Annotated in this window: 25 protein-coding genes; 15 read left to right on the top strand and 10 right to left on the bottom strand. The window is 64.0% G+C overall.

Annotated elements, in window-relative coordinates; all coding sequences use genetic code 11:
• The first annotated feature begins 108 nt into the window (after nt 1-108).
• The gene (locus tag P9273_RS15015; RefSeq protein WP_278049600.1) at nt 109-2,706 is read left to right on the top strand and encodes an AMP-binding protein; all 2,598 of its coding nucleotides are present in this window, start codon (nt 109-111) and stop codon (nt 2,704-2,706) included.
• A gap of 24 nt (nt 2,707-2,730) precedes the next feature.
• On the opposite strand, the gene P9273_RS15010 is transcribed toward P9273_RS15015, so the two are convergent.
• Both P9273_RS15010 and P9273_RS15005 read right to left on the bottom strand, forming a co-directional pair.
• The gene (locus tag P9273_RS15010) at nt 2,731-3,120 is read right to left on the bottom strand and encodes an SET domain-containing protein (protein ID WP_041002221.1); all 390 of its coding nucleotides are present in this window, start codon (nt 3,118-3,120) and stop codon (nt 2,731-2,733) included.
• A 112-nt stretch (nt 3,121-3,232) separates the two neighbouring features.
• A complete protein-coding gene (locus P9273_RS15005; protein ID WP_278049598.1) occupies nt 3,233-5,344 on the bottom strand; it encodes a S9 family peptidase in 2,112 nt (703 codons plus the stop codon).
• Between the two features lie 132 nt (nt 5,345-5,476).
• On the opposite strand from P9273_RS15005, the gene P9273_RS15000 reads away from it, so the two are divergent.
• Both P9273_RS15000 and P9273_RS14995 read left to right on the top strand, forming a co-directional pair.
• Nucleotides 5,477-5,821 carry an SH3 domain-containing protein gene (locus P9273_RS15000; RefSeq protein WP_442920227.1) on the top strand — a complete coding sequence of 115 codons (345 nt, stop codon included), beginning with the start codon at nt 5,477-5,479 and terminating at the stop codon, nt 5,819-5,821.
• A 417-nt stretch (nt 5,822-6,238) separates the two neighbouring features.
• Nucleotides 6,239-6,664: a MucR family transcriptional regulator gene (locus P9273_RS14995; RefSeq protein ID WP_027164827.1), complete on the top strand. Its 426-nt coding sequence runs from the start codon at nt 6,239-6,241 to the stop codon at nt 6,662-6,664.
• Between the two features lie 78 nt (nt 6,665-6,742).
• Here P9273_RS14995 and P9273_RS14990 read toward each other — a convergent pair whose 3' ends face one another.
• Entirely contained in the window at nt 6,743-7,171 is a 429-nt protein-coding gene (locus P9273_RS14990) for a SufE family protein (RefSeq protein WP_041002215.1), read from the bottom strand.
• 172 nt (nt 7,172-7,343) lie between these two features.
• Nucleotides 7,344-7,745 carry a DUF5330 domain-containing protein gene (locus P9273_RS14985; protein ID WP_278049593.1) on the bottom strand — a complete coding sequence of 134 codons (402 nt, stop codon included), beginning with the start codon at nt 7,743-7,745 and terminating at the stop codon, nt 7,344-7,346.
• Between the two features lie 557 nt (nt 7,746-8,302).
• Here P9273_RS14985 and P9273_RS14980 point away from each other — a divergent pair.
• The 3 genes from P9273_RS14980 (at nt 8,303) to P9273_RS14970 (ending at nt 11,222) form a co-directional block, all read left to right on the top strand.
• Nucleotides 8,303-10,039: a sensor histidine kinase gene (locus P9273_RS14980; protein ID WP_278049592.1), complete on the top strand. Its 1,737-nt coding sequence runs from the start codon at nt 8,303-8,305 to the stop codon at nt 10,037-10,039.
• Nucleotides 10,014-10,802 carry a peptidoglycan-binding domain-containing protein gene (locus P9273_RS14975; protein ID WP_278049591.1) on the top strand — a complete coding sequence of 263 codons (789 nt, stop codon included), beginning with the start codon at nt 10,014-10,016 and terminating at the stop codon, nt 10,800-10,802. Before P9273_RS14980 ends, P9273_RS14975 begins: the two co-directional genes overlap by 26 nt.
• A 72-nt stretch (nt 10,803-10,874) precedes the next feature.
• Nucleotides 10,875-11,222, top strand: a complete 348-nt coding sequence (locus P9273_RS14970; protein ID WP_278049590.1) for a DUF1491 family protein — start codon at nt 10,875-10,877, stop codon at nt 11,220-11,222.
• Nucleotides 11,223-11,228: 6 nt separating this feature from the next.
• Here P9273_RS14970 and P9273_RS14965 read toward each other — a convergent pair whose 3' ends face one another.
• The 5 genes from P9273_RS14965 to P9273_RS14945 all read right to left on the bottom strand — a co-directional run bounded on the left by P9273_RS14965 (nt 11,229) and on the right by P9273_RS14945 (nt 16,786).
• The gene (locus P9273_RS14965; protein WP_278049589.1) at nt 11,229-12,230 is read right to left on the bottom strand and encodes a DUF2336 domain-containing protein; all 1,002 of its coding nucleotides are present in this window, start codon (nt 12,228-12,230) and stop codon (nt 11,229-11,231) included.
• A gap of 391 nt (nt 12,231-12,621) precedes the next feature.
• A complete protein-coding gene (locus P9273_RS14960) occupies nt 12,622-13,170 on the bottom strand; it encodes a DUF1254 domain-containing protein (RefSeq protein WP_041002205.1) in 549 nt (182 codons plus the stop codon).
• Nucleotides 13,163-13,747: a DUF1214 domain-containing protein gene (locus P9273_RS14955; RefSeq protein WP_278049588.1), complete on the bottom strand. Its 585-nt coding sequence runs from the start codon at nt 13,745-13,747 to the stop codon at nt 13,163-13,165. The genes P9273_RS14960 and P9273_RS14955 overlap by 8 nt, the downstream gene beginning before the upstream one ends.
• A gap of 80 nt (nt 13,748-13,827) precedes the next feature.
• Nucleotides 13,828-15,984 carry a transglycosylase domain-containing protein gene (locus tag P9273_RS14950; RefSeq protein WP_278049587.1) on the bottom strand — a complete coding sequence of 719 codons (2,157 nt, stop codon included), beginning with the start codon at nt 15,982-15,984 and terminating at the stop codon, nt 13,828-13,830.
• A 169-nt stretch (nt 15,985-16,153) separates the two neighbouring features.
• Nucleotides 16,154-16,786 (bottom strand): TetR/AcrR family transcriptional regulator, encoded by a 633-nt coding sequence (locus P9273_RS14945; protein ID WP_278049586.1) that lies wholly within the window; start codon nt 16,784-16,786, stop codon nt 16,154-16,156.
• A 111-nt stretch (nt 16,787-16,897) separates the two neighbouring features.
• Between P9273_RS14945 and P9273_RS14940 the strand changes: the two genes are divergently transcribed.
• The 3 genes from P9273_RS14940 to P9273_RS14930 all read left to right on the top strand — a co-directional run bounded on the left by P9273_RS14940 (nt 16,898) and on the right by P9273_RS14930 (nt 21,426).
• Complete coding sequence (locus P9273_RS14940) at nt 16,898-19,309, top strand: GcvT family protein (protein WP_278049585.1); 2,412 nt, start codon at nt 16,898-16,900, stop codon at nt 19,307-19,309.
• A gap of 12 nt (nt 19,310-19,321) precedes the next feature.
• Nucleotides 19,322-20,875, top strand: coding sequence for a trimethylamine methyltransferase family protein (locus P9273_RS14935; RefSeq protein WP_278049584.1), 1,554 nt, complete (start codon nt 19,322-19,324; stop codon nt 20,873-20,875).
• 143 nt (nt 20,876-21,018) lie between these two features.
• Complete coding sequence (locus tag P9273_RS14930) at nt 21,019-21,426, top strand: DUF3168 domain-containing protein (protein WP_278049583.1); 408 nt, start codon at nt 21,019-21,021, stop codon at nt 21,424-21,426.
• 13 nt (nt 21,427-21,439) lie between these two features.
• Here P9273_RS14930 and P9273_RS14925 read toward each other — a convergent pair whose 3' ends face one another.
• Entirely contained in the window at nt 21,440-21,826 is a 387-nt protein-coding gene (locus tag P9273_RS14925) for an ester cyclase (RefSeq protein WP_278049582.1), read from the bottom strand.
• A 220-nt stretch (nt 21,827-22,046) separates the two neighbouring features.
• Between P9273_RS14925 and P9273_RS14920 the strand changes: the two genes are divergently transcribed.
• The 6 genes from P9273_RS14920 (at nt 22,047) to ccmI (ending at nt 26,327) form a co-directional block, all read left to right on the top strand.
• The gene (locus tag P9273_RS14920) at nt 22,047-22,346 is read left to right on the top strand and encodes a hypothetical protein (protein WP_041002190.1); all 300 of its coding nucleotides are present in this window, start codon (nt 22,047-22,049) and stop codon (nt 22,344-22,346) included.
• A gap of 63 nt (nt 22,347-22,409) precedes the next feature.
• Nucleotides 22,410-23,075: a response regulator transcription factor gene (locus P9273_RS14915; protein WP_041002188.1), complete on the top strand. Its 666-nt coding sequence runs from the start codon at nt 22,410-22,412 to the stop codon at nt 23,073-23,075.
• A 22-nt stretch (nt 23,076-23,097) separates the two neighbouring features.
• Nucleotides 23,098-24,486: an ATP-binding protein gene (locus tag P9273_RS14910; RefSeq protein WP_278049581.1), complete on the top strand. Its 1,389-nt coding sequence runs from the start codon at nt 23,098-23,100 to the stop codon at nt 24,484-24,486.
• Entirely contained in the window at nt 24,486-24,626 is a 141-nt protein-coding gene (locus P9273_RS14905; RefSeq protein WP_278049580.1) for a hypothetical protein, read from the top strand. Before P9273_RS14910 ends, P9273_RS14905 begins: the two co-directional genes overlap by 1 nt.
• Complete coding sequence (locus P9273_RS14900) at nt 24,623-25,060, top strand: hypothetical protein (protein ID WP_278049579.1); 438 nt, start codon at nt 24,623-24,625, stop codon at nt 25,058-25,060. Before P9273_RS14905 ends, P9273_RS14900 begins: the two co-directional genes overlap by 4 nt.
• Nucleotides 25,061-25,190: 130 nt before the next feature.
• Nucleotides 25,191-26,327 (top strand): c-type cytochrome biogenesis protein CcmI, encoded by a 1,137-nt coding sequence (gene ccmI / locus P9273_RS14895; protein WP_278049578.1) that lies wholly within the window; start codon nt 25,191-25,193, stop codon nt 26,325-26,327.
• Nucleotide 26,328: the final 1 nt, after the last annotated feature.

Raw genomic sequence — 26,328 nt, 5'->3', positions numbered from 1 at the left:
TGACACCACCGATGCGATGAGCTTGTGGCGTCTCAAGCCATATTAGTTGACTTTAAAACTCATGTATCATAGGCGCTTCGGCCAGTTTTCTGGCTAACGAAGCTTGCCATGCCCTCGATCGATCTTTTGTCCGGAGCCGCCCATCACGGAGAGCGTGCGGCGCTCCTCTTCGCCGGCAGTCGGACGCTTTCCTGCACGGAGCTCGATGGGCTTGTGCAGCAGTTCGCCGCGAGGCTGGGGCAAGGAGAAAAGCAGCTGGTAGCCATCTCGGCGGACGCTTCCGAGCAGGCGGTCGTCGCGTATCTTGCAGCCCTGCGGGCGGGCCATGCGGTGGCCATGCTGCCGCCTTGCGACAGCCGGCTCTGGGAAGATTTCCTGGCGGCCTTCCAGCCGGATTTCACCTACCGGCCACTCGATGGCCGTTGGCGTCTCGTCAAGGAGGCCCGGCGCGTAGGAGACGCTGAGCCGCTGCACCCTGATCTCGCGCTGCTGCTGATGACATCCGGCAGTTCGGGCACCGCTAAAGCGGTCAGGCTTTCCCACGGCAATATCGAGGCCAATGCGCGCTCGATCGCAGCGTATCTGGAACTCTCTTCGAACGATCGGGCCGCTCTCGTGCTGCCGCTCCACTATTCCTACGGGCTGTCGGTCCTCAACTCGCATCTGATTGCGGGCGCCAGCGTCCTCTTCCCCGGCACGTCGGTCATGGATAGCGATTTTCTCAGGACGATCGCCGACGACGGCTGCACGAATCTGTCCGGCGTCCCGTATTCCTATGAACTCTTGGAAAGGGCTCGTTTTCGCGACGCTGAACTCAGCACATTGCGCATGATGACCGTGGCCGGCGGACAGCTCCGTCCCGACCTTATTCGTCTCTACAGGGATCACATGCGTGCCCGTGGCGGCCGGTTCTTCGTCATGTATGGTCAGACCGAGGCGACGGCGCGCATCGCTTTCGTGCCGCCTGAGAGCCTTTCCGACAGGGAAGAGCGGATCGGCGTGGCGATTCCCGGCGGCAGTCTGGGCATCGTTGATGCTGAAGGAGAGCCGATCAGGCGATCGGGCATTTCGGGAGAACTCATCTATCGCGGTCCCAACGTAATGATGGGTTATGCCACGCAGCGTTCCGATCTGGCGCGCGGGGCTGAGGTCGAGATCCTGAACACCGGCGATATTGCTGTTCGGGACGAGCACGGTTTCTTCCGTATCGTCGGGCGCAAGAGCCGCTTTGCCAAGATTGCCGGCCTCAGGATCGGCTTCGACATTATGGAGCAGGCGCTGGAGCGGGCGGGCATTGCCGCGGCGGTGGTCGGCGACGATCGAGGGTTGCAGGCCTATGTGATCGGCGCCGGCTCGGCGGGGAGGGCACGGCGTATTCTTGCCGAAGCCAGCCGCTTGCCAGCCAATCTGATTCGAGTTGCCACGCGCGGCGACTTTCCCAGGCTTGCCTCGGGCAAGATCGACTATAGCTGCCTCCAGCGCGAGATGTTGCAAGGACGGGCGGAAATCCGCTTCGAAAGTGGTGGCGTGGCTGGTGCCTATGCCCGCGTGTTCTATCCGCTCCCCGTTGGCCGCAATGACAGCTTTGTCTCCCTCGGCGGAGATTCCCTTCGTTTCCTGCAACTGGCCCTTGAACTCGAACGACTGGGTTTGGAGCTACCGGACGGGTGGGAACGCCTAAGCGTCGCGGAGCTAGCGGATCTTCGTCCGGCGAAGCGGCCTCTCATGCGCGGGCAGGCAAGCGGGCTGCCTGTCGATTTGGTGCTAAGGACCATCGCCATCCTTCTGGTCGTCGTGCATCACGAGACGTTATGGCCTATCCCCGGCGGCTCCGGCGTCATGATGCTGCTGGTCGGCTACAGCCTTGCTCGTTTCCAGTCGGCCCATTTCCTTGCCGGTCGAATTGGGCGCGCGCTGAGACCCGTGATCGATGTCCTGATCCCGTATTTTCTCATTGTCGCCGCTTACGCTGTAGCTTGGCGGACGGTCCCCTGGGCCTCGATGACGCTTACTGGGAATTTCGGCTATGCCGAACCGGAACGTCACGAAATGATTCCGTATCTTTACTGGTTCATCGAGGCCTATTCGCAGACGCTCCTGCTCTTTGCTTTGATCTTTGCCACTCCTGGAGTCCGCAAGCTTGCCCGGGCCCGTCCCTTCGTTTTCTCGCTGGGTCTTTTGGGGTTTGCCGCTGCCGCGCGCTTTTCGCTGCCTTTGTTCGTCGATCTCGGCAACCGCCAGATCTTCACGATCTATTGGGTCTTCCATCTGGCCGTATTCGGTTGGTGCGCCGGTCTTGCCGACACTCCGGCGAGAAAGCTGGCTCTGACTGCGCTTGCAGCCGCCATGCTGGGTTATTTGGCCTTCTGGGAGTCGGTCTGGTTAGGGACGACGGTCAAGTACCTAATGATCTTCGCGGCGCTTTTGGTTCTTCTTTATCTGCCGCGTGTTCGCCTGCCGGCCGGGGTAGGGCGGGTGGTTGCGCAGGTCGCCGTCGCGGCGTTTCCGATCTACCTTTTCCACCGTTTCGTTCCGGAGATATTAATGGCTCCCGTCGCAGGCGTGCTGCCGGCTCCCATCTTCCAGCTGCTGGCGATTGCCGGCGGTATCGCTTTAGGTATCGTCGCCGGCAAGGCCTTGGCAGGCATTCGAAACCTGCGTGGCAGATTGGCGATAGGACGTCAGCCGGAATTGCTCTCCGTCTGAGGCACCTGATCTATGCTCATGCCGCTAGGGGTGGCGGTCGCCCAGGAAGTCGAAGCCGTTTTCGAAGAAGTGATTGTAGTTGCAGGTCAGTTCCTCGCCAGGCGCGATGTCGCGCAGCGCGTAAGTCTCCTCGGGTGAGGAGACGTCGCAGTTCGGATCGTCGTCGTGGTTCATGTAGCGCGCGTCGTCGGCTTCGAACACGATGTAGCTCGGATCGTGCCGGTCCGGATAGGAATAGCGGTCGAGATAGGATTTCACCGGTCCGGTCTGGCTCTCATAGGTGTCGACGGGAATGCGCCGGTCGAACCGCGGGTCGAGTTTCCAGATCAGCGTTCCCTTCGGAATGCGATGCCTGGCGAAGACGCCGATTCCCTGGATGGACGATTTGTCGAGATAGGTGTCGACGAGAAGCATGACGAACCTTGTTGAACGGAGACTGGCCGGCCCGAACGCGGCATCCAAATGACCGCGCCCGGGACGACCGTGCATTGCGTAACGCGCGGTCTTGCGGATTGCGAGCGGAAAATCAGGCTTTGCCTGTCACTTTCAAGGCATAGGCGTAAATATAGGCGATCTCCTCCAGCCGGGAGAACCGACCGGAGGCGCCGGCATGCCCGGACTCCATGTTGATCTTGAACAAGACGGGATTGCTGCTGGCCTTGCGTTCACGGAGTCTCGCCACCCATTTTGCCGGCTCCCAATACGTGACGCGCGGATCGGTGAGGCCCGCCAGCGCCAGGATCGGCGGGTAGTCGAGCGCCGCCACATTGTCATAGGGCGAATAGGCTGCGATCGTTTCGTAGTCGGCTATCGAGGCGATCGGGTTGCCCCATTCAGGCCACTCCGGCGGCGTCAGCGGCAGGGTGGCGTCGAGCATGGTGCTAAGCACGTCGACGAACGGCACCTCGGCGACGATGCCGCCGAAACTTTCCGGCGCCATGTTGGCGATCGCCCCCATCAGCATGCCGCCGGCGGAGCCGCCCTGCGCCACGATACGGTCGTGCTGCGTGTAGCGCTCGGCGACGAGATGGCGGGCGCAGGCGATGAAATCGGTGAAGGTGTTCATCTTCTTCGCCCGCTTGCCGTCGTCATACCAGCCATAGCCCTTGTCCTTGCCGCCGCGCACATGCGCGATGGCATAGACGAAGCCGCGGTCGACCAGCGACAGGCAGTTGGTGTTGAAGGCGGAAGGCACCGCGATGCCGTAGGAGCCATAGCCGTAAAGCAGGCAGGGCGCGGAACCGTCGAGCGGCGTGTCGCGATGGTATAGCAGCGAGATCGGCACCAGCTCGCCATCGGTTGCCGGCGCCATCAGCCTGCGCGTGACATAGTGCTCCGGATCGTGACCGGAGGGCACTTCCTGCGTCTTCAGGAGCACGCGTTCGCGGCTGCGCATGTTGTAGTCGAACACCTGCGCCGGTGTCGTCATCGACGAATAGGTGAAGCGCATCACTTCGGTGTCGTATTCATAGGAGCCGGAGAGGCCGAGCGAGAAAGCTTCCTCGTCGAAGGAGATGAAATGCTCCTCACCGCTGGCGCGCTCGCGCACCACGATGCGCGGCAGGCCGTCCTTGCGCTCGAGCCGGACCATATGATTTTTGAAGCCGAGCACCGAAAGGATCAGCCGGCCGGGCTCGTGCGGCACCAGTTCCCGCCAGTTGGCGCGCACCGGATTGTCGGACGGCGCGGTCATGATCTTGAAGTCCTTGGCGCCGTCGGCATTGGTGAGGATGAAGAAGATGTCGCCGCCTTCTTCCAGATCGTATTGCAGGCCGGTCTCGCGCACCGCCACCAGCTTCGGCTCGGCGGATGGATCATTGGCGGGCAGCAGGCGGTATTCCGACGTCTCATGATCGTTGATGCCGATCATGATCCAGTCATTGGCACGCGTGCCGCTGACATCCATGAAGAAGCCTGGGTCGGTTTCCTCATAGATCAGCCGGTCGTTCTCGGGCTTGTCGCCGAGCGCGTGGAAGAACACTTTCGACGGGCGATGGTTGTCGTCGAGACGGGTATAGAAGAAGCCGTCGTCGCCGGCGTCCCAGACCCCGCCGCCGCCGGTATCCGGAATCTGGTCGGCAAGGTCGTTGTCGCTCGCGAGATCGCGCACGCGCAGCGTGAAGAATTCCGAGCCCTTGTCGTCGAAGGCCCACAGCAGCTTCCTGTGGTCGCCCGAATGGTCGGTGCCGCCGAGCCGGAAATATGCCTTGCCCTCGGCTTCCTTGTCGCCGTCGAGCAGGATCTCCTCGGCGCCGCCGGCGCGCGGCGTGCGGAAATAGCGGGGCTGCTCGCCGCCCTGCCGGAAGGAAGAGCCATAAGCATAGGGCCCGTCTTTCATCGGCACCGTCGAATCGTCTTCCTTGATGCGCCCCTTCATCTCGGCAAAGAGCTTGCCGCGCAGATCCGCCGTATCGGCCATCAGTGCCGCCTGATAGGCGTTTTCAGCCTCGAGATGAGCGCGGATGCGGCCGTCGAGCAGGGAAGGGTCGCGGAACACGGCCTGCCAGTTCTCGGCCCGCATCCAGGCATAGTCGTCGCTGCGGGTGATGCCGTGATGCGTGTCGGAAACCGGATGTTTCTCAGGGGTCGGCGGGCTGGCGGCCGGGAAGGCGGAAGTCAAGGCGGAAGCTCTGGTCATTACGTCTCGCTGCGGGATTTGCTTGAATGCCGAATGAACACGCCGCTCAGCGGCGGTTCAAGGGGTGCGGTCCAAGTTGGTCTTCAGAAGCTAGTTGAAGGGGGAAAGATGAAATCCTGTGTTCCTATCGCCATGGCAGTTGCCGTCGCTGCATCGGGTCTGGCTTTTTCCAGCCAGTCTCATGCAACCGTCTTTGCCGCCTGGCAAGTGGCGGGCGTGCCGTTCGGCGACACGCTCAATGCGCGGAAATATCCGGCCAACGCATCGCAAAAACAGGCCGCCTATCCGAACGGCACCGTGCTGCAGATGACCGGCCGCTGCACCGGTGGCGTAAACCTGCTCGATATCGCCCGGCAGCCGCAATGGAAGCAGCGCCACGCGATCCGCTATCGCTGGTGTGAGGTCTGGCACGATCCGGCCCAGAACGGTCATTTCGTCACCGGCTGGGTCTACGGCAAATATATCGCGCCTTACTGATGGATCCTATTGGGCCGCCTTGTCGGCTCAGCCGCCAAGGCGGCGTCATTGCGCTTCGTTGCGCCGCAGGATTCGTTATGCCGGCGCAACAGGTGCCCAAGCATTGACCAAGCATTGAACGTCCTGTCCAGGCACGATCGGATGTCTAACACATGGATGACCCAACGTCATGGCATGCTGGTCTGACCAGAAAAATCTCGCGAAGTTTCACGCCGCACGAATTTTTGAAGCTGAATCGGCAATATTTGATGAATATCGGCTAATATAAGTCAATATGCGAATTGACTTACTTGCAATACGGCGCCATTAAGATAACGCGACGCGAATCGCAGGCTTTCCTGGACGAAATTCGCGCGATGCCCGATCCAAGAAAAAGGGCGCAGTTTTAGAAACAACTCTCGTTGGGGCCTTAGCACTATGGAAATCGTCGAAACACCTTCGAAAAACGGTGATGCGCTGATCGAGCTGACCGCCGATGTCGTCGCCGCCTATGTCAGCAACAACCCGGTGCCGGTCGGGGAACTGCCGAACCTTATTGCCGACGTCCATGCCGCGTTGGGCCGCGTCGGCGGGTCGCCGGAGCAGCCGTCGGCCGAGAAGCAGAAGCCGGCCGTCAACCCGAAGCGCTCCGTCCATGACGACTACATCGTCTGTCTCGAGGACGGAAAGAAGTTCAAGTCGCTGAAGCGGCATTTGATGACCCACTACAATCTCACGCCGGAAGAGTACCGTGAGAAATGGGGCCTGGACGCCAATTACCCGATGGTCGCCCCCAATTATGCTGCCGCCCGCTCGCAGCTTGCCAAGAAGATGGGCCTTGGCCGCAAGCGCAAGGGCCGCTGACAGGCTTCAGTCCTTCAGCAGTTGGACGGCGCCCTCGCGGCGCCGTTTTGCTTTTACGGCGAAGCGATATGGGCCGGATCAGGCCGTCTGCTTCAACGCCGCTTCCGCGTCACGCTTGATGCGCTTGACCATCGAGCGCAGTCCGTTGGCGCGCTGGGGCGAAAGATGCTCGTCGAGGCCGAGTTCCTTTAGCGTCGCTTCAGCATCCGTGTTCTGGATTTCGCTCGCATGCCGGCCTGAAAACAGTGCCAGCATGATGGCTACGAGGCCGCGCACGATATGGGCGTCGGAATCGCCCTGGAAGCGGATCACCGGATCGGCGCCGGCGCCCTGCTCGGTGGTGAGCCACACCTGGCTCACACATCCAGGCACCTTGTTAGCGGCCGTGCGTTCCGCCTCGGGAAAAGGGGGCAGGCCTTCGCCAAGCTCGATCACATAGCGATAGCGGTCCTCCCACTCGTCGAGCAGGGAAAAGTCGTCGCGGATGGTCTGGATCGGGGTCGTCATTGCCCGCATATAGTGACCCGGCATTGCCGCGTCACGGAAAAAGAAAAACGCCGCGGGCGTCGAGAGGTCGGACGGGCCCGCGGCGGAGAGCAATTCCAGGAAAAGTGCGTAGCGGCTTTCCGTCCGGAATTGTGCCAAAATCAAAGAGAAAGAGCGAACGGCTGGAAAGAATTCAGTTCTTCGCCGTCAACATCACCGGAATGTTGACCTTGGCAGGCAGCACGATGTCCTCGGCGACGCTGCCGGTGGTCGTGACGGAGCCGTCCGCGACCTTCGTCTCGGGCGTGCCTGCCTGCCCGGACTGCCCGGACTGCTTGTCGTCGATCATGGCCGCGGCAATCTTGGCCGTTTCCTTGGCGCGAACGCTAATGGTGTACATGGCCGATTTGCCGGTTTCACAGACATCGGGCTTGCGCTCGCAGAGCCCGGCAATGTCGCCGACCGCCTCGCGCGCCGCAAACAGCGCCTGGATCGGCCCGACGCTCTGTTGGCCGTCCTCGCCCGGGCCGACGCCGAGCGGGAGCGCCAAGAGCACCAGCGAAAACCAGAAAGCCATCCTGATCAGAAAGCCCATCTTACTTGCCTCTCATCCGGGATGGATGATGCATCCATCCGTGACGGATCATGCATCCCTTGGCATGACCTCTTTTATGGGCACGATCATGGCACAGTCACGCAAAGGACGGCTTGCATCGACGCCGCGAATTTTCCTCAAATTTTAGGCAAATTCGAAAGGAATTGGTTTTGAAACGAACTTGCCTCGAATCTCGTGGACTGCATTAACTTTACAATAACCATACATCCTTTTGTTATCAAAGGATTTTGTCCCCGAATGCGGTTAGCCGGGTCACGTTGCAGCCCGTTTTGGCACAGACCTCGCGGCTAACCCGCCGTTTACCATGGCGCCAACTCGGCGTGCTTTGCGGGGCTGGCATCACAATATTTGCCTTGGGGCGGTCGCCGGTCCCCGCCAGCCTTATCCATTCCTTAAACGCTGGATGCCAGTTTCAAGCCATTGATGAGTCACCCTGCCAGGCAGGGCATTTTTACGAACCGGGTACGCGTGCGTTGAGTTCGATTTCAGCCAGATACGTTCAATTGCCCGGCGCGGTTTCAGCCGGCTGCGAACGCATGGTTCACCCGACCGTGACGGGTGAGGCCGAACGCTTGCGCCAGCGCCGCTTCATCGGCGTCATGCTCGCCGCTCCGTTTCTTGCCGCGGGCGCCGCGGTCACGCTCGTCACGTCCAGCCTCGGCGCGGCCGTCACGATGGCCGCGATCTTTGCCGCATTCGGCCTGTGCTGGTTCGCGGCGCTTCTGGTGGCGGCCACCGGCCATATGGCGCTCGCCGGCCGCATGGCTGTTGTGCTGGGCGGCCTTGCCCTTGCCGGCGCCATTGCTGCGGCGGGTGGACTGGCTTCGCCGGTGGCTCTGCTTGCCGTCGCTCTGCCGGTCGAGACCTGGTGGGTCTCGGGGTCACGGCGCGCCGCGCTGTCAGGGGTCTTGGCCGCCCTTGCCGCCATCGTGCTGCAGTCCTTTGCCGGCCATGTCCTGCCACCGGGCGAAATCGCCGCCTGGCATTGGCTGTTGCCATTCGCCTGGGCGCTGACGCTGTTGCCGCGAGCTGCCGCCTTCGCCAACCCGGCAGGCTCGCGACTGATGGAGCCTGCGGGCGATCGTCTCGAGGATGTCATCGACGCCGTCGTCCTGCGCCTCGGGCGCCAGGGCGACGTGCTCGACGCCTCCGCCAAGGCGCGTTCGATTCTGAAATTGGCGCCGGAGCTCCTGCTCGGCACCGGCCTTTTCGACCGCGTCCATCTTTCCGACCGCGTCGCCTATCTCACCGCTTTGGCCGACATGCGGGACGGCGCGCCGAAGCGCCGGCTCGACCTGCGCATCCGCCTGCCGCGCGAGGGCTCGAGCGCCGCCGACAATTTCCGCCCGTTCAGCCTCGAGCTGCTGCGCGGCGAGGCCGACAGCGACGTCTTCACCCTGGTCCTGCGTGAAAACGACGATGTTGCGGCATTGCGCGAGGAACTGGCGGAAGCGAGGGAAGCGGCCGCGACCGCGGAAGTGGCCAAGGGCCGCTTCCTTGCGGTGGTCAGCCACGAGCTGCGCACGCCGCTCAACGCCATCATCGGCTTTTCCGACATGCTGCTCCATGAGATGTTCGGCGCCTTCAAGGATCCGCGCCAGAAGGAATATGTCGGCCTGGTCAGGGAGTCCGGCCAGCATCTTCTGTCCGTCGTCACCTCGATCCTCGATGTCTCGCGCATCGAGGCGGGCGCCTATGCGACCGAGCTGGAGCCGTTCCGCTTCGTCGATGCGGTCGACATGTGCCGCTCGATGATGCGGCCGCTGGCCGACGCCAAGGGCGTCGTTGTTGCCACGCAGATCGCGCCGGATGCGGGCGAGATCTATGCCGACCGCCGCGCCGTGCAGCAGATCCTGATCAATCTCGCCTCGAACGCCGTCAAGTTCACGCCCGATGGCGGCAGCGTGGTGATCGGCGCCAAGCGCGTCGGCTCGCTTCTGCATTTCTGGGTGAGCGACACCGGCATCGGCATCGCCGAGGAGGATATGGCCAATCTCGGCAAGCCGTTCATGCAGATCCAGAACGACTATACGCGCCGCTTCGAGGGAACCGGGCTCGGCCTGTCGCTGGTCAAAGGTCTTGTGGCTCTGCACGACGGCACCATGTCCATCGAGAGCGCGCCGGGTGAGGGCACCACGGTGACGATCGGCCTGCCGGTGAACGGGCCGAAGCGGCATTCCGGTGCGCCTTCAGGCGTGCTGGCCATGCCGGCGGCGAAGCCGAAGGGGGATAGAGATGGGGAGAGAAATGGCTCGCTCCGCAAAACGGCCTAAGGTGCTCGAACCCGAGCGCGGCGTCCTTGCCGAGGGCGCGGTCGCGGTCGGTCAGCTGATCGCAAGCAATCCGGTCCTGGTCGGCGGTTCGACCGCCTTCCTGGTGACGTTGTTCTACGTCTCGGCCAATGCGCTCTGGTATCAGCCTTTTCCGCATACCGGCGCCTTCTTCGCCACCCGCAGCATCGAGAATTTCCCGCACACCGTCTCCAACGAGCCGGAAACCACCATCAATATCGTGCGCCAGCCACCGCCGCAGCCGGCGGCCAAGCCGGACCCGGTCGTCCAGCAGGTGCAGGGCATTCTGAAGGACCTCAATTTCTACGACGGCGCGGTCGATGGCCTCACCGGCCCGGCGACCCGCAAGGCCATCCAGGCCTACGAGCTGAAAGTCGGGCTACCCGGCTCGGGCGAGATCGACGGGGCGCTACTCGACCAGCTTGGCGCCCGTCAGACGACGGCGGCCATTCCCCACCCGGCGCCGCGGCCGGCCGACGGCGTGGCCGTTCCGGCCGCCAAGCCGCCCGTGATCCCGGTCTCCGCCCCGGCCGATGGCGCCACGCAATCGCCCGACGCCCGCATTATCAAGATCCAGGCGGGCCTGAAGGCCTTCGGTAATAACGACATGCAGCTCGACGGCAAGGTCGGCGCCCGCACCAAGGCCGCGATCAAGGAATTCCAGGCCTTGTTCGGCCTGCCCGAGACCGGCGAGCCGGACGAGGCGGTCTACGTCAAGATGCGCGAGATCGGCCTGACGAATTGAGCGACGGTAAGGTCGTTTCGGGTCCTTCATCCTTGCTGTAAGAAAACCGCGCATGACATCCGGAAGCTTTTCATGCGCATAACCACCGATCTCTGGGTCTCGGCGCTTCTGCGCCGCGTCTTCGGCGCCGGCGGTTTTGCTGCCGTGGTCAAGCGCGGCGCGACCGAGGCGGGGGCCGTCTTCGTGCTGTCGCGGGGACGTCTGGGGGAGGTGGCCCTCTATGGGCCGGCGCCGCAGACGAGCTACGATTCGGCCAAGCCCGACGAGCGCTTCTTCACCCTGCTCGATTCAAGCGACGACAGCTCGGCCTTCGATGCGCGGCTGGAGCGGGAGAAGAAATTCGATCCCGACATCTGGGTGGTCGAGATCGAGGCAGGTACCGTTCCGGTCGAAGAGCTTCTTTCGGTGAAGACGGAATAGGCCGGATCAGGAAGCCTTGAGGCCGGCGATCGCCTCGTCGCTGTTCGACACGTCGAGGCGCTCGGGTGCATCGGGAGCACCGTCGCGGATCGCCCGCGAAAGGGTCTCCGCCTTCCAGGCGCGTACCTTGTCGAGCGCCGCCTCGCGGTGCAGCAGCCGATAGCGGTCGAGGAAGAGCCGGATCGCCTGCGGATGCGGGAACTCGCCGGGATAGACCGCGACCGCGATCAGGAAAGCCCTGTCTTCGCTAAGGTCGAGGGCGCGCAGCGCCGCAAGCAATGCGGCGTAGCTCGATTGCCCGGTCACCGAGCGGGCCGTCGCGAAGTCGATCCCCAGCGCATCGGCAAGGGCGGTCTGGAAAAAGGCCGCGTTGCCGGTCAGCGCCGTCTCGCGCAGTTTCACATAGGCCGGCTGGCCGAGGTAGGTGTTGACGTCGGCAGTGTCGCCGGTCGGGCGCATCATCGACCGCAGGCGGCGCCGCGCGTTCTCCGCTGTCTGGCCGGGCGCCGGGCGGTCGGCATCCGCCTCGACCGTGGCCTCCGGTTTCGGTGCGAGCCTGGTAACCGTCTCGGGTGGCCGCGTTTTGACCAGCGTCGGTCTTTCCAGCGCGCGGATCAGGTCGGCGATCGTCGGGTTGAGCTCCTTGCGGCGCGCGATGGCGCGCGCGTGCGGCAGCCCGTGTCGGCCGATCAGCGCGATGAGGTCGATGTCGCTCAGCGCGTTGGAGCGGGTGAGGAGGGGAGCTGCGATCTCGACCGGCTCCTCGGACAGCCGCCGCACCAGGGCTGTCGGCGCGTAGTCGCACTCGGAAAGGGCCGCGGCGACGTAGCGGCGCGATTCGACCGAGACCTCGTCGAACAGCGGCAGCGTCAGGTCTTCGAGCTGGGCGATCTCGCGGCGCGAGGGGCGCGTCAGCGAGCAAAAGGCCGACACGGCGGCGCGGAACAGCCTTTCGGCCTTTCCCGCTTCGGTCCGGATAGCGATTTGCCTGAAATCCGAAGATGACACGGAGGATACGCCCGACACTCGACACACGCCCGAAACGCGCAATCCGGCCGGGGCCGGTTCCGCATCTTCGGAAAACAAACATCAAATTAGCCGCGATCCGTTAGCGCTCCGTTAACCCTCTACGCCCTTAATCGACTTTGGAGGCGTTGCGTTGTGCTCCGGTCAAACCGAGAGGAATGCGCGAACCATGGGCATGGTCCTGTCTTTTGTGCCGCGTACGGCACCTGTAAATCGAGCAAGTCACGACACCACGGCGGCGGCGGTCATCATTTTCCCCGGCGTCCGCTATGAGTTGCGTCCGCAGGCCGATGAGGCCCGGCCGGGCGACAGCGGCTCCGACAGGCCAGGCTCCCCGCCGCCTGCCAAGCCGCATCACTGATCTGGTCGCTTCTCAGTAGTCCTGCAATTCGCAGGCGCTCTGCTCGAGGAAGCGCGACACGATCGGCTTCCAGCTCTCGTCCGGCACAAAGGCGCGGACGACAAAGATGCCTTCCTCGATCGGCGCTTCGACGAAGATCGCACCCTGCAGATCCTCCGGAAGGTCGCGCCGCACATCAATCATCTGCGCCGGCGTCAGCACCACCGCATCGAGCTTCTCGCCATTGGCATTGTGGTCGTTGAAGGAATAGATGTTGTGGCCGCTGCGGTCATAGACCGAAGCCGACCAGAACGGCACGTCGCCCGGCGCTCTGATCCTGACCAGCCCGTCCGAGAGATCGAAGCGACAGGCGGCCGCGTAAAACAGCGGATCGACCGATTTCACCACCGGCGCGCCGCCGGCTTCGGCGTCGAGCCGCGTCATCTTGTAGAGGTCGGACGCCATCGCCAGCCGCGACCAGGCATCGCGTTCGGAAAATTCCGGCACCAGGAACAGCACAACGATATGCACGATGCCGGCGCCGAGCAGGCCGAGGATCAGGGCATGCAGCAGGCTACGCATTGCAGCCCGCCTTCAGGATGCGCGGCAGCGTGACGTCCGACAGGCCGGTGCTCGAGGCGATCGGCGTGTCGTAGAAGGTCAGCACGAAATACATCTTGCCGGAGCCGCCGGTCAGCAGCCAGTTGCCCGGCGACGGTTGGCTGCCGACGGAAATGACGACGGAATTGTCGGGCCGGCGCAGCACTTCGTAAGATTGCAGCGCCGACTGCCTCGGCTTGCCAGTGTCGATCACGCCAAGCGACTGGTCGGCGGCATAGAGCGTCCAGAAGCGGGCGGTGGGATAACCGCCTTCGATCGTGTAGGTGCATTCTCGTTTCAGCGGCTCGCCCGCATCGTCGCGCTCGGCGACGAAGGCAAGCCCTTCGGCCTGGCCGAGCGCAAGCACGCCCTCGCGTGCCACGCGCGCCTTGGAATAGGGGTCGGCGTTGAGCGTCCCGACTTCGGGGAAAGCGGTCCATTGGCCGATGCGGATCGCGCCGACGCCGTCTTGCGCATTGAGCGCATACCAGACGCTGTAGCCGCCAAGTCCGATGGCTATGGCAAGCGAAAGCAGCGTCAGGATGGCGTTCTTGAGCATGAGGGCCGCAAACAGAGGAGATCGCCCGGGATATCGCGGCGCGGGGTGCCGTGGCAAGCCGGCTTCACGCGCCGGCCGCCCTAAAGCGCCGAAAGCGTCTCCGGCAAAGCGGGGGCGCTGAGCACGGGCGCGGCCTGGAAAGCCTTGGTCATGTCTCTCAGCGTCTGGCTGGTGCGGCCGGAAAGCACCGGCGGGCGCTCGGCCTCGGCTTGCGCGGCCGCTGCGTCGGCTTCCTTCTTCGCCGCTTCCTCGGCCTTGGCCGCGACCTCCGGATCGACCCAGGGGTGGTCGAGACCGGGGATCGGCTTCAGGTCGATGTTCTGGTGCGCATAGACCATCAGCCGCTGCCAGACCATCGCCGGGAGCGTGCCGCCGGTCATCTTGTTGGTCGGCGTGAAGTCGTCATTGCCGAGCCAGACCGCGGCCGTGTAGTTGCCGGTGAAGCCGACGAACCAGGCATCGCGATAGGATTGCGTGGTGCCTGTCTTGCCGGCGACGACGATGTTGGGAAGTTGGGCGCGCCGCGCCGTGCCGATCGCCGGCACCGCCGCCAGCATCGTGTTCATGTATTTCAGCGCCTTTTCCGACAGGACGCGGTGCGGCGGCGGCGCATCCTTGGCCCAGTCATAGACCACCTCGCCGGTGCGGGTGACGAGCTGGGTGATGCCATGGCGGGAGCCGACGAAACCGTTCTGGGCAAAGACGCTGTAGCCGGTCGCCTGGTCCATCACGGTCATGCCGGATGTGCCGAGCACCATGGTCTTGTGCGATTCCAGCGGCGATTCGACACCCATCGATTCCGCCATCGCCTTGATCGGACCGATGCCCAGATAATCCTTGGCAAGCCGCACCGGCACGGTGTTGATCGACTTGGCGATCGCCGTGAGCAGCGTGACATTGCCGGCCGAGCCGCCATTGTAATTGTGCGGCGACCAGCCGCCCCAGCTGATCGCGCCGCCCGAAACGACCGAATCCGGCGTGAAGCCGTGTTCCATGGCGGTGGCATACACATAAGGCTTGAAGGAGGAACCGGTCTGGCGCAGCGCCTTGGTGGCGCGGTTGAACTGGCTGGTGCCATAGTCGCGGCCGCCGACGATGGCGCGAACCGCGCCGTTGGTCTCGATCACCACCACCGCGCCTTCGGTGACGTTGTATTCCTTGCCGAACTGCCGGAGATGGAACTCGACGGACTCTTCCGCGGCCTTCTGAATGTTGGCGTCGAAAGTGGTGTGGGCGACCAGCGAATGCTGGCCGGGCTTGGCGATCTTCTTCACCTCGTCGAAAGCCCAGTCGAGGAAATAATCCGGGCTCTTCTGCTCGCCGCGGTCGACGACGTCGGCCGGATGCAGCCGCGCCTGCAGCACCTGGCCCTCGGTCATGAAGCCGGCATCGACCAGGTTTGACAGCACGACGTTGGCGCGGGCACGGGCCGCCGGCAGGTTGATATGCGGGGCGTATTTGGTGGGCGCCTTGAACAGGCCGGCCAGCATCGCCGCTTCGGCAAGGCTCAGATCCTTGACGCTCTTGCCGAAATAGAAATCCGCCGCCGCCTCGATGCCGAACGTGCCGCCGCCCATATAGGCGCGGTCGAGATAGAGCTGCAGGATCTCCTTCTTGGACAGGTTCGCTTCCAGCCACAGCGACAGGAAAGCTTCCTTGATCTTGCGCTCCAATGTGCGCTCGTTGGACAGGAAAAGGTTCTTGGCGAGCTGCTGCGTGATGCTGGAGCCGCCCTGGACCACCGAATTGGCGCGCATATTCTCGAAGAGCGCGCGCGACAGGCCGAGGATGTCGATGCCGTAATGGTCGAAGAAACGCCGGTCTTCGGTCGCCAGCACCGCCTTGATGACGATGTCCGGCATCTCGTCGACCGGCACGGAATCGCGCTGGATGATGCCGCGCTGGCCGATCTCGTTGCCGTACCGGTCCAGGAAGGTGACGGCGAAGTCGCCTTGGTTGCGCCAGTCGCCGGCGGTGATGTCGAAGGCCGGCATGGCGAGCGCCAACAGCACCACGAAGCCGCCGGCGCCCATGGTGAAGCCTTCGCTCAGCACCTCGATGATGGTGCGGCGCCAGCCGCGCACGCGGAAACGGCGGGAAAAGATGGTCGCCGCTTCCCAGAATTCGCGCGCTTTGAAGCTGATTTCATAGAGCGAGGAGTCGAGCCAGGCGTCGACAGCAAGAGCCGCCGAGGCGATCCGGCCTCTTCTCTTGCGTGGTTTCGAAGGACTTCCCATTCCAGACTTCCGCCCAATGCGCTTTCGCCCGAAAACAGCATGCGGGCAGTTTCAGGGTGGCGCCCCTGTCAAACTATTCAATCATTTTATCACCGCCCACAAGGGCAGCGAAGCCACAGCACAAGCTTTGTTGATTGGAAATACGCGGGCCGTTAACGACCGATCGGTATCACCGCGCCGCGATGAAGCGCATGAAATGCGCCACATCCGCCTCGGTCGGCTCCTGGCCGGTGAAGGAGCGCAGATAGGCGGCAAGATGGCTGACGCGCGCCTCTACCGGCTCCTTGAGGTCGAGCACGTAATAGCCGATCTGCATGTAATAGAGGACGCGGGCGCGGATGAAGGCATCCTCGCTCTCATAGCCGTGCCGGCGGTACATGTCGCGTATGGCAAGCAGCCGCTCCTCGTCGGCCCGATCGATCATGCGCCGCACATCGTCCGAGCGCCTTGCCCACTCGCGGACAGCGAAGTCGAGCCGCGGGTCGAACAGGCGCTCGTCGGCCCAGCATTCGAAGACGTTCATCACACCCATGATGATGGTGTCCGCCGGCCGGCGGGCACGCTCGACGATCGCGGTGGTGTTGGTCTCGTGCCAATGCTTGAGCAGCTGGTCGAGCAGGTCCTGCCGGCTTTCGAAATACCAGTAGAAGCTCGAGCGCGAGACGCCGAGCTTCTGTCCCAAAGTCAGCACCCGCACGCTCTCGATGCCGTCGGAAATCAGCGTTTCCAGCGCAAGGTTGATCCAGTCCGCGCGGGTCACCTTGATATTGCCGGGCGCCGGCTCGGGAGCGGTCATGGTCATGGCCGAACAAGTGGCACGGCGCACGGCGGCGCGCAAGCTCTGGACAGAAGTGTCTAGACACAAATGTCCAGAGTGTATATCGTAAGGGCCTCCAACGAGAGGGAGAGGCTCGTGAAATCGCATTATCGGGCAGTGGTCATCGGAGGAGGCGTGGTCGGCGCCTCGGTGCTCTATCACTTGACGCGATTTGGCTGGAGCGATGTCGCGCTGATCGAGCGCGCCGAGCTGACGGCCGGCTCAACCTGGCATGCGGCGGCCGGGTTCCACGCGCTCAACGCCGATCCCAATGTGGCGGCGCTGCAGGACTACACGATCAAGCTCTATCGCGAGATCGAGGCCGAGTCCGGCCAGAATGCCGGGCTGAACATGACCGGCGGCGTCAACATGGCGAGCGACCCGCAGCGTTGGGAATGGCTGAAATCGGCCTGGGCGGTGTTCCAGTCGGTCGGCATCGAGACGGCTCGGCTGGTGACGCCCGAGGAAATCAAGGAGATCTGCCCGATCGTCGATGTGAATGGCGTGCTCGGCGGCCTTTATGATTCCAACGAGGGCCATCTCGACCCCTATGGCACCACGCACGCCTATGCCGGCTCCGCGAAGAAGCGCGGTGCGGACGTCATCCTGCGCAACCGCGTCGTCGAATTGAAGCAGCGTGCCGACGGCGGCTGGGACGTCGTCACTGAAAAAGGCACGATCGTCGCCGAGCATGTCGTCAATGCCGGCGGCCTCTGGGCCAAGCAGGTCGGGCTGATGGCCGGCGTCGACCTGCCGGTCACGCCGATGGAGCATCATTATTTCGTCACCGAGGATATCCCCGAGGTAGCGGCGCTCGACAAGGAACTCGGCCTGGCCGTCGATCTCGACGGCTTCTCCTATCTGCGGCAGGAGCGGAAGGGCGTGCTGCTCGGCGTTTACGAGCAGAACCCGAAACACTGGAACATGGACGGCGCGCCTTGGGATTACGGCATCGAGCTGATCCCGGAGGATATCGATCGCATCAGTCCCGAGCTTGCCAAGGCCTATGAGCGCTTTCCCTGCCTGGCTAACGCCGGTGTCCGCAAATGGGTCAACGGCGCCTTCACCTTCACGCCGGACGGCAATCCGCTGGTCGGCCCGGTCAGGGGGTTGAGAAACTACTGGGTCGCCTGCGGCGTCATGGCCGGCTTCAGCCAGGGCGGGGGCGTCGGCAAGTCGCTGGCCGAGTGGATGATTTACGGCGAGCCGGAAGCCGACATCTTCGGCATGGACATCGCCCGCTACGGCGCCTTCGCAGCCAACCGGGAGTATCTCAGGCAGACGACCGGCCAGTTCTACGCCCGCCGCTTCGTCATGACCTTCCCCAACGAGCGCCTGCCTGCAGGCCGGCCGCTGAAGCGCCCAGGCGCCTATGACGGAATGAGCGCCGCCGGAGCCGAATGGACGGCGTCCTGGGGCCTGGAGATCCCGGCCTATTTCGCGCCGATGGGGTTCCGGGAGGAGACGACGCTGAAGCGCTCCAACGCTTTCGAGATCGTCGGCGACGAGGTGCTGCAGGTCCGTCGTGCTGCCGGCCTCGTCGATACCACGGCCTTCTCGCGCTATGCCGTGTCAGGCCCCGGCGCAGAGGCCTGGCTCGACCGGCTGCTCGCCTGCCGGCTGCCGAAGCCCGGCCGCGCGAAGCTGGCGCCGATGCTTGGCTCCGACGGCCGGCTGAAGGGCGATCTCACCGTGCTGAACTGGGGCGGCGGCGAATACTGGATCATGGGTTCTTACTATTTGCGCGAATTCCACATGCGCTGGTTCGAGGCGCATATCGCCGAAGGCGTCTCCGTCACCGACATCTCGGACGCCACGTCCGGTTTCCTCGTCACCGGTCCGAACGCGCGCCGGATCGTCGAACGCACCACGCATCAGGACGTCTCCGCGGCAGCCTTGCCGTTCATGGCGTGCGGCGAGTTCGACATCGGCATGGTGCGTGCGCGGGTGGCAAGGCTATCCATTGCCGGCGAGCTCGGTTTCGAGATCAACTGCCCGGCCACCCTGCATTCGGCCCTGCGCGAGACGCTGCTTGCCGCCGGCGAAGACCTCGGCCTCGCCGAGATCGGCTATTACGCGCTGAATTCGCTCAGGCTGGAAAAGAGTTTCGGCATCTGGTCGCGCGAATTCACGCAAGGCTACACGCCCGGCCAGACCGGGCTTGACCGCTTCATCGCTTTCGACAAGAGCGATTTCATCGGCCGCGAGGCGGCGCTGAAAGAGCGCGAGGACGGCGTCTCGCGGCGGATCGTGACGCTGGAGGTGGACGCTGTCGATGCCGATGCCAGCGGCTTCGAACCGGTCTGGCACGAAGGCCGACGAGTCGGCTTCGTCACCTCCGGCGGCTATGGCTACAGCATCGGCCAGAGCGTCGCCCTGGCGTTGCTCGATGACGATTTCGCCGGGGAGGGCACCGAACTTTCCGTACACATTGTCGGGGTCGAACGGCCGGCGCGCGTCATCGCGGCATCGCCCTACGACGCTGAAGGCAAGGCAATGCGGCAATGAGGAGGAACCGCCATGATCGATGAGGCCGCACGGGATCTAAGGCGCGAGCGCCGGCGGGGGCGCACTGGCGAGGCGGGCAGCGAGTCGAGCCGGCATCCGAACTACCGGTCGCTGAAGAACCCCTTCCTGCCGCAGCCGATCTTTTCCGACGACCAGGTCGCGGCCATCCACGCTACCGCGCTGCGCGTGCTGGAGGAGCTCGGCATCAAAGTGCTGCTGCCCGAGGCCCGCGCCATCTACGCCAAGGCCGGCGCGTTGGTCGACGAAGACATCCAGATGGTCAGGATCGGCCCCGACATGGTCGAGGCAGCACTTGCCTCGGCTCCGCGCTCCATTCCGGCACTCGCCGGCGACCGCTCGCGCGATCTCACGCTCGAGCTCGGCTCGATGGCCTTCCTGGCCGGCTCCGGCGCGCCCAACGTCACCGATCTCGAGCGCGGCCGCCGGCCGGGAACGCTCGCCGCCTTCGAGGAATTCACCAAGCTGATCCAGCATTTCGACGTGCTGCACATGCTTGGGCCCTGCGTCGAGCCGCAGGATATCGACAACCGCTTCCGCCACTATGCCGTCAACCGGGCGCAACTGACGCTCTCGGACAAATTCCCCTTCATCTTCGCCCGCGGCACGCCTCAGGTCGAAGACAGCTTCGAGATGATCCGCCTGGCGCGCGGCCTATCGCACGAAGAATTCCGCAACGGTGCCCATTGCTACACCGTCATCAACACCAACTCGCCGCGTCAGCTGGATATCCCGATGGCGCAGGGCATCATCGACTTCGCCAAGGCCGGTCAGGTTCTGGTCATCACGCCCTTCTGCCTGGCGGGCGCGATGGCGCCGATCACGGTGGCCGGCGCGCTGACCTTGCAGCATGCCGAGGCGCTTGCCGGTTTGACGCTGGCCCAGATCGTGCGGCCCGGCGCGCCGGTGGTCTATGGCTCCTTCTCCTCCAATGTCGACATGAAGTCCGGCGCGCCGGCCTTCGGCACGCCGGAACACATCAAGGCGACGCTTGGGGCTGGGCAACTCGCCCGCTACACCGGCCTGCCTTGGCGCTCCGGCGGCGGCAGCGCCGCCAACGTCTCCGATGCGCAGGCAGCGCACGAGACGCAGTTCGCGCTCTGGGGCTCCGTGCTTGCCGGCGCCACCGTCTGCATCCACGCCGCTGGCTGGCTGGAAGGTGGTCTCAGCGTCTCCCTGGAAAAGCTGATCACCGACATCGAGGCGCTGCAGACGGTCGCCGAACTTTGCGCCACGACGCCGGGCGACGCCGACGCCATCGGCTTCGAGGCCATCGCCGAAGTTCAGCCCGGCGGCCATTTCTTCTCGGCCGCGCACACAATGGCGCGCTACCGCACCGCTTTCTACGAGCCGCTGGTCGCCGACTGGTCGAATTTCGGCAACTGGACGCAATCCGGTTCGAAGACGGCAACGGAGCGCGCGACCGGCATCTGGAAGCGGATTCTTTCCGACTTCCAGCCGCCGGCCTCCGCTGCCGCTGCCGCCGGCGTGCTCGACGAGTTCATTGCCAAGCGCACCGAGGAAGGCGGCGCAGCACCGGTCTCGTGATTTGACGAAAATGTAATAGATTCGAGACCTTCGCCCTCCACGCTATAGTCAAACCGATTCGCGGTCTGGCATCCGATCGCGAGCGCGGCTACGTTGCCGAGGTTGGCCGCGGTGCGGAGACATGTGTTGGCGATGGACGGTAGATGACGGCGCCTGGCGATTTGATGCAGGCTTTGTTCCTGAGGCTGAAGACCGATGCGTCGCTGTCGGCGCTGCTCGGCGGCGCCGGCCTGCTCGAGCGCGCCGACGCCAAGGCCGCCTATCCGCACGTCACCTACGGCCGCACCAGCGCCTTCGATCTCGAGACCGGAGCCGACAACGACAATGACCAGCTGATCACTTTGCACATCTGGTCGAAGGCTCAAGGAGAAGCCGAGACGCGGCTCATCATGGACAGCATCAAGGCGCGCCTCGATCGCGCGGCACTTTCCATCGGTCCGCGCGGCCAGACGCGCCTGTCGCTGGAATTCGCCGAGGCGCGTTATGACGAGGACCTTACGGTCCATCATGGATTGCTGCGCTTCCGCGCCTTGACGCAGGAAGCCCTCTGAGAGGCTACGGGCCTCAGAGCTGCGCCTGGATGGCCGCCTTGTCGATGACCGACCAGACCTCCCTTATGCGGCTGTCGTGAAATTCGTAGAAGACGTTTTCGGCAAAGCTGACGCGCTTGCCGTGGACCGGCAATCCGAACAGCACACCCTTGGGGCGGCAGTCGAAATGCAGGCGCGCCGCCACGCGCGGCGGCTCCGAGATCAGAAGCTCGATGTTGAAGCGCAGGTCGGGAATCGCCTCGAAATCGCCCTCCAGCATGCGGCGATAGCCCGAAAGCCCGATCGTCTCGCCATTATACTGCACCTCCTCGCCGACGAAGCGGCCGAGATTGTCCCAATCCTGGTCATTCAGGCAGGCGATGTAGCCCCGGTAAAGATCGGCAATATCCTCGCGCGTCATCGCATCCTCCATGGCCGTCCGGCGTTTCTACACCAGTTAGCACAAGGCGCGGAATCGGCGGGCCAAAAAGCGTAGCGGATCGACTGTTTTTCCGGCTATGAATTCAAAGCCGGCTTGAGGGAGCCTGGGCATCGGCGCGCGCAGGGGGGGTGGCGGGCATGAATATTCGATCGTTCACCGTTCATTTCACGTTCAGCCCATATGCGTTAGAACCGTGATCATGAAAAATCTTGGCTCTCACCTCCGCAAAGCAGTGCTGACGCTTGCCGCAACCAGCCTCTTTGCGTCGCAGACGACGGCAATGCCGGTCATCGACCCGTCGGTCGATCAGCCGGTCGTGCTTGCGGCCAACGACTGCTACGCCATCGGCCAGCAAGTCGCCGCGCAGAACGGCGGCACGTTGGCCAAGGCCTCGCAGGCGACGCGGGGCGGCCAGCAGGTTTGCGTCATCGTGGTGCTCGTTCCCGGCAAAGATGGACAGCGTCCGCGCCGCTCGGAAATCGTCGTCCCGATGGACTGACCTTCTCGTTTCCCTGGCTGGCGGAATCGGCCTATACGTCTATTCAACAACAGGCTTCAACCCATGCGCGTGCTCGTCGTCGAGGATGACAAGGATCTCAACCGGCAGCTGGCCGATGCGCTGGTCGATGCCGGCTATGTGGTCGACCGTGCCTATGACGGCGAGGAGGGGCATTTCCTCGGCGACACCGAGCCTTACGATGCCGTCGTCCTCGACATCGGCCTGCCGCAGATGGACGGCATCAGTGTCGTCGAGCGCTGGCGCCGCGGCGGGCGCAAGATGCCGGTGCTGATCCTCACCGCGCGCGACCGCTGGAGCGACAAGGTGGCCGGCATCGACGCCGGCGCCGATGACTATGTGACAAAGCCGTTCCATATCGAGGAGGTGCTGGCCCGGGTGCGGGCGCTGATCCGCCGGGCGGCGGGCCATGCCTCGTCCGAGCTCACCTGCGGGCCGCTGCGGCTGGACACCAAGGCCTCCAAGGCCGACGTGAACGGCGTGCCGCTGAAGCTCACCTCGCACGAGTTCAGGCTGCTCGCCTATCTGATGCATCATATGGGCGAGGTGGTGTCGCGCACCGAATTGGTCGAGCATCTCTACGACCAGGATTTCGACCGCGATTCCAACACCATCGAGGTGTTTGTCGGCAGGCTTCGCAAGAAGATGGGCATCGACATGATCGAAACCGTGCGTGGCATGGGCTATCGCATGCGTGAGCCGGAGGCGTGACGCGGAACCGCTGAAGCCAACGATGAGAACGTGGCTTTCAAGGCTGCGGCTCTGGCCGCGCTCATTGACCTTTCGCGTCATCGCCTTTTCGACAATCTGGGCGATCCTGACGCTGGTCGTCATCTTCACCCTTATCACCACACTTTACCGCCAGGCCAGCGAACGCGGCTTCGACAGCCTGCTTTCCGCGCATCTGTTCAACCTGATCGGCTCCGTCGGCATTTCCGACAACGGCGCGCTGACCGGCTCGCCCGACCTCGGCGACTTGCGCTTTTCCGAGCCGAATTCCGGCTGGTACTGGTCGGTGGAGCCCGCCTCCGAAGGCGTGCATGGCGAAATCCATTCCTCCTCGATGACGACCTCGCTCCTGTCGCCGAGCGTCGCGGAGGTCCCGTTCAACTCGAATTTCCAGCGCAGCTACTCGATGGAAGGCATCAAGGGCGAGCAGCTTGAAGTGTTCGAGAGCGAGTTCGTTCTCGACGCCAAGAACCGCGCGGCCCGCTTCCGCGTCATGGGCAACCACAGCGAGTTGGAGCAGGAGATCGCAAGCTTCCAGCGCCGCCTGCTCACCTATCTCTCGCTGTTCGGCGTCGGCATGATCGCCATCAACGCCATCGCCATTCTCTTGGGTCTCCAGCCCTTGCGCCGGGTCCGCAATGCGCTGGCCATGGTGCGCGAAGGCACCGCACAGAAGCTCGATGGCAGCTTCCCGGCCGAGATCGAGCCGCTGGCCAATGAGACCAACGCGCTGATCGAGAACAACCGGCGTATCGTCGAGCGCTCGCGCACCCAGGTCGGCAACCTTGCCCATTCGCTGAAGACGCCTTTGGCCGTGCTGATCAATGAGGGCCGAGCCCTCGGCGGGACCAAGGGCCAGTTGATCGCCGAGCAGGTGGCCTCCATGCAGAAACAGGTCGATCACTATCTGCAGCGCGCGCGCGTCGCCGCGCAGCGCGACAGCGTCGTCTTCCGCACGCCGGTTGTGCCGCTGGTCGAGCGCATGGTGCGCGTGCTGCGCAAGCTCAACCCGCAAACGAGGCTGCAGTTGTCCCTGCCGCTGGACGAGATCGTCTTTGCCGGCGAGCGCGAGGATCTCGAGGAGCTGCTCGGCAATCTGCTCGACAATGGGATGAAATGGGCAAAGACCGCCGTCGCCGTGACGGTCGCCACTATCTCGGGAAGCGGCAACCTGTTTGAAATCGTTATAGAGGATGACGGCCCGGGCATTCCCGAGGACAGCGCGCGAGAGGTATTGAAGCGTGGCAAGAGACTGGACGAGACGAAGCCGGGAACAGGGCTTGGCCTTGCCATTGTCGCCGACCTCATCAACGAGTATGGAGGCTCGCTGGCGCTGGAACGGTCCGGCATGGGCGGCTTGCGGGTGGTGGTGAGATTGCGGAGCCTTCAGTGATGTTCCTTATCGATTTGCGCGCGGCCGCCAACGGCCAAATTTCCGACAAATATCAATACTATGGCGATGAAAACCTCCTGATGGCGCGCCCCCAGTCCATCCAGTTCCATCCCGCTGAAAAGAACCGGTTGTCGGCATGAAGATTCGCGTCGCGCTCGTTTCCGCCCTGCTCGCCGTTTCCGGCTGCACGACGCTCGGCAGGGGTGGTCCGATCTCTCCTGTCACGCCTGCTTCCACACCGCCTGCCGGCGGCAAGGTCTCGACCAGCATCGTTTCGGCCATGAATGGCGGGCTTATCGGCGGATCCATCGGTTCGGGCCTCAGCGATGCCGAAAAGCGCAAGGGCCTGGAAGCGGAGTACAAGGCGCTGGAATACAACACCAGCGGCCAGAAGGTGACGTGGAAGAGCGACAACTCCTCGCATTATGGCGAGGTCGTCGCCGCCCAGCCTTACCGGGTCGGCTCGCAGGATTGCCGCCAGTACACCCACACCGTCTATACCGGCGGCGCGGGCGTCACCGCGCGCGGCACTGCCTGCCGCAACGCCGACGGCAGCTGGACGCCGCTGACCTAGAAGACAAGTCGGGCGCGCCTAATTATTCGCTTAGCTTGACCTCGATCAAGGCCGAGCGGCGCGCCCGCCGTCAAAGCGTCGCACGATGGTCGTGTTGGCAGGGCAGGGCTCTGCCGTTATTGGAATAGGCATGCTGTTCTGGGTCATAGCCGCAATCCTCACGCTGGGTGCCAGCCTGGCGGTGCTGTTGCCGCTTACCGGCGGCATCAAGGACGCGTCGCCGGCCGGCGATCACGATCTCGAAGTCTATCGCGACCAGCTTTCCGAGCTCGACCGCGACATGGCGCGCGGCTTGATCCAGCCGGGGGAGGCCGAGGAGGCGCGTGCCGAGATCGGCCGGCGCATCCTGCGTCTGGGCGCGGCTATGCAGCCGGGCGCGGCAACGCCCAAGCCTGCGCGCAGTGCGAAATGGGTCGCCAGCATGGCCGTGCTTGCGGTTCCGCTGCTGAGCTGGGGGCTTTACGGCATGCTCGGCTCTCCCGATCTGCCTTCGCAGCCACTGGCCGAACGTCTGGCCAAGAATCCGGCAGACTCCTCGGTCGACGAGCTGGTCGCCCGCGCCGAAGCTCATCTCGCCGCCAATCCGTCCGACGGCAAGGGTTGGGACGTGCTGGCGCCGATCTATCTTCGGCTGCAGCGCTTTCCCGACGCCGTGACCGCCTACCGCAACGCCATCCGCCTCGACGGCGACAGCGCCGTGCGCCAGTCGGGCCTTGGCGAGGCGATCGCCAGCGCTGCCGGCGGCATCGTTTCGGCGGACGCCCAAAATGCTTTCGAAGCGGCCCTGAGGCTCGACCCGGCCAACGCCAAGGCGAATTTCTACCTGGCGGTCGGCCTGGCACAGGAAGGCAGGAAGGCCGAGGCTGTCGCCGCCTGGGAAAAGATGCTCGGCCAGCTCGCGCCGGATTCGCCTTGGCGCAGCGCCGTCCAGCAGGCGCTTGGCGAAGCGAGCGGCCCCGCTGTCGCCGATGCCACGCCGGCCGCCGGCCCGGACGCGCAGCAGGTGGAAGCCGCGCAACAGATGTCGCCGCAGGACCGGCAGGCGATGATCGAGACCATGGTCGCCGGACTCGACGACAAATTGAAGCAGAACCCTCGGGACGAGGAAGGATGGATGCGGCTCATCCGTTCCTATGTCGTGCTTGGCAAGGCCGAAAAGGCGCGCGACGCGCTCGGCCGCGCTGTCGCCGCTTTCGGCGCCGACAGTGAACAGGCCAAGAAATTCACCGCCTTCGCCGCCTCGCTCGGCGTGACGGCGACGGAGTAAA

It is taken from the genome of Mesorhizobium sp. WSM4935, assembly GCF_029625735.1.
Classification (GTDB): Bacteria; Pseudomonadota; Alphaproteobacteria; order Rhizobiales; family Rhizobiaceae; genus Mesorhizobium.
Note: the sequence above shows the minus strand (reverse complement) of the source record. Positions and strands in the feature narration are given on the sequence as shown.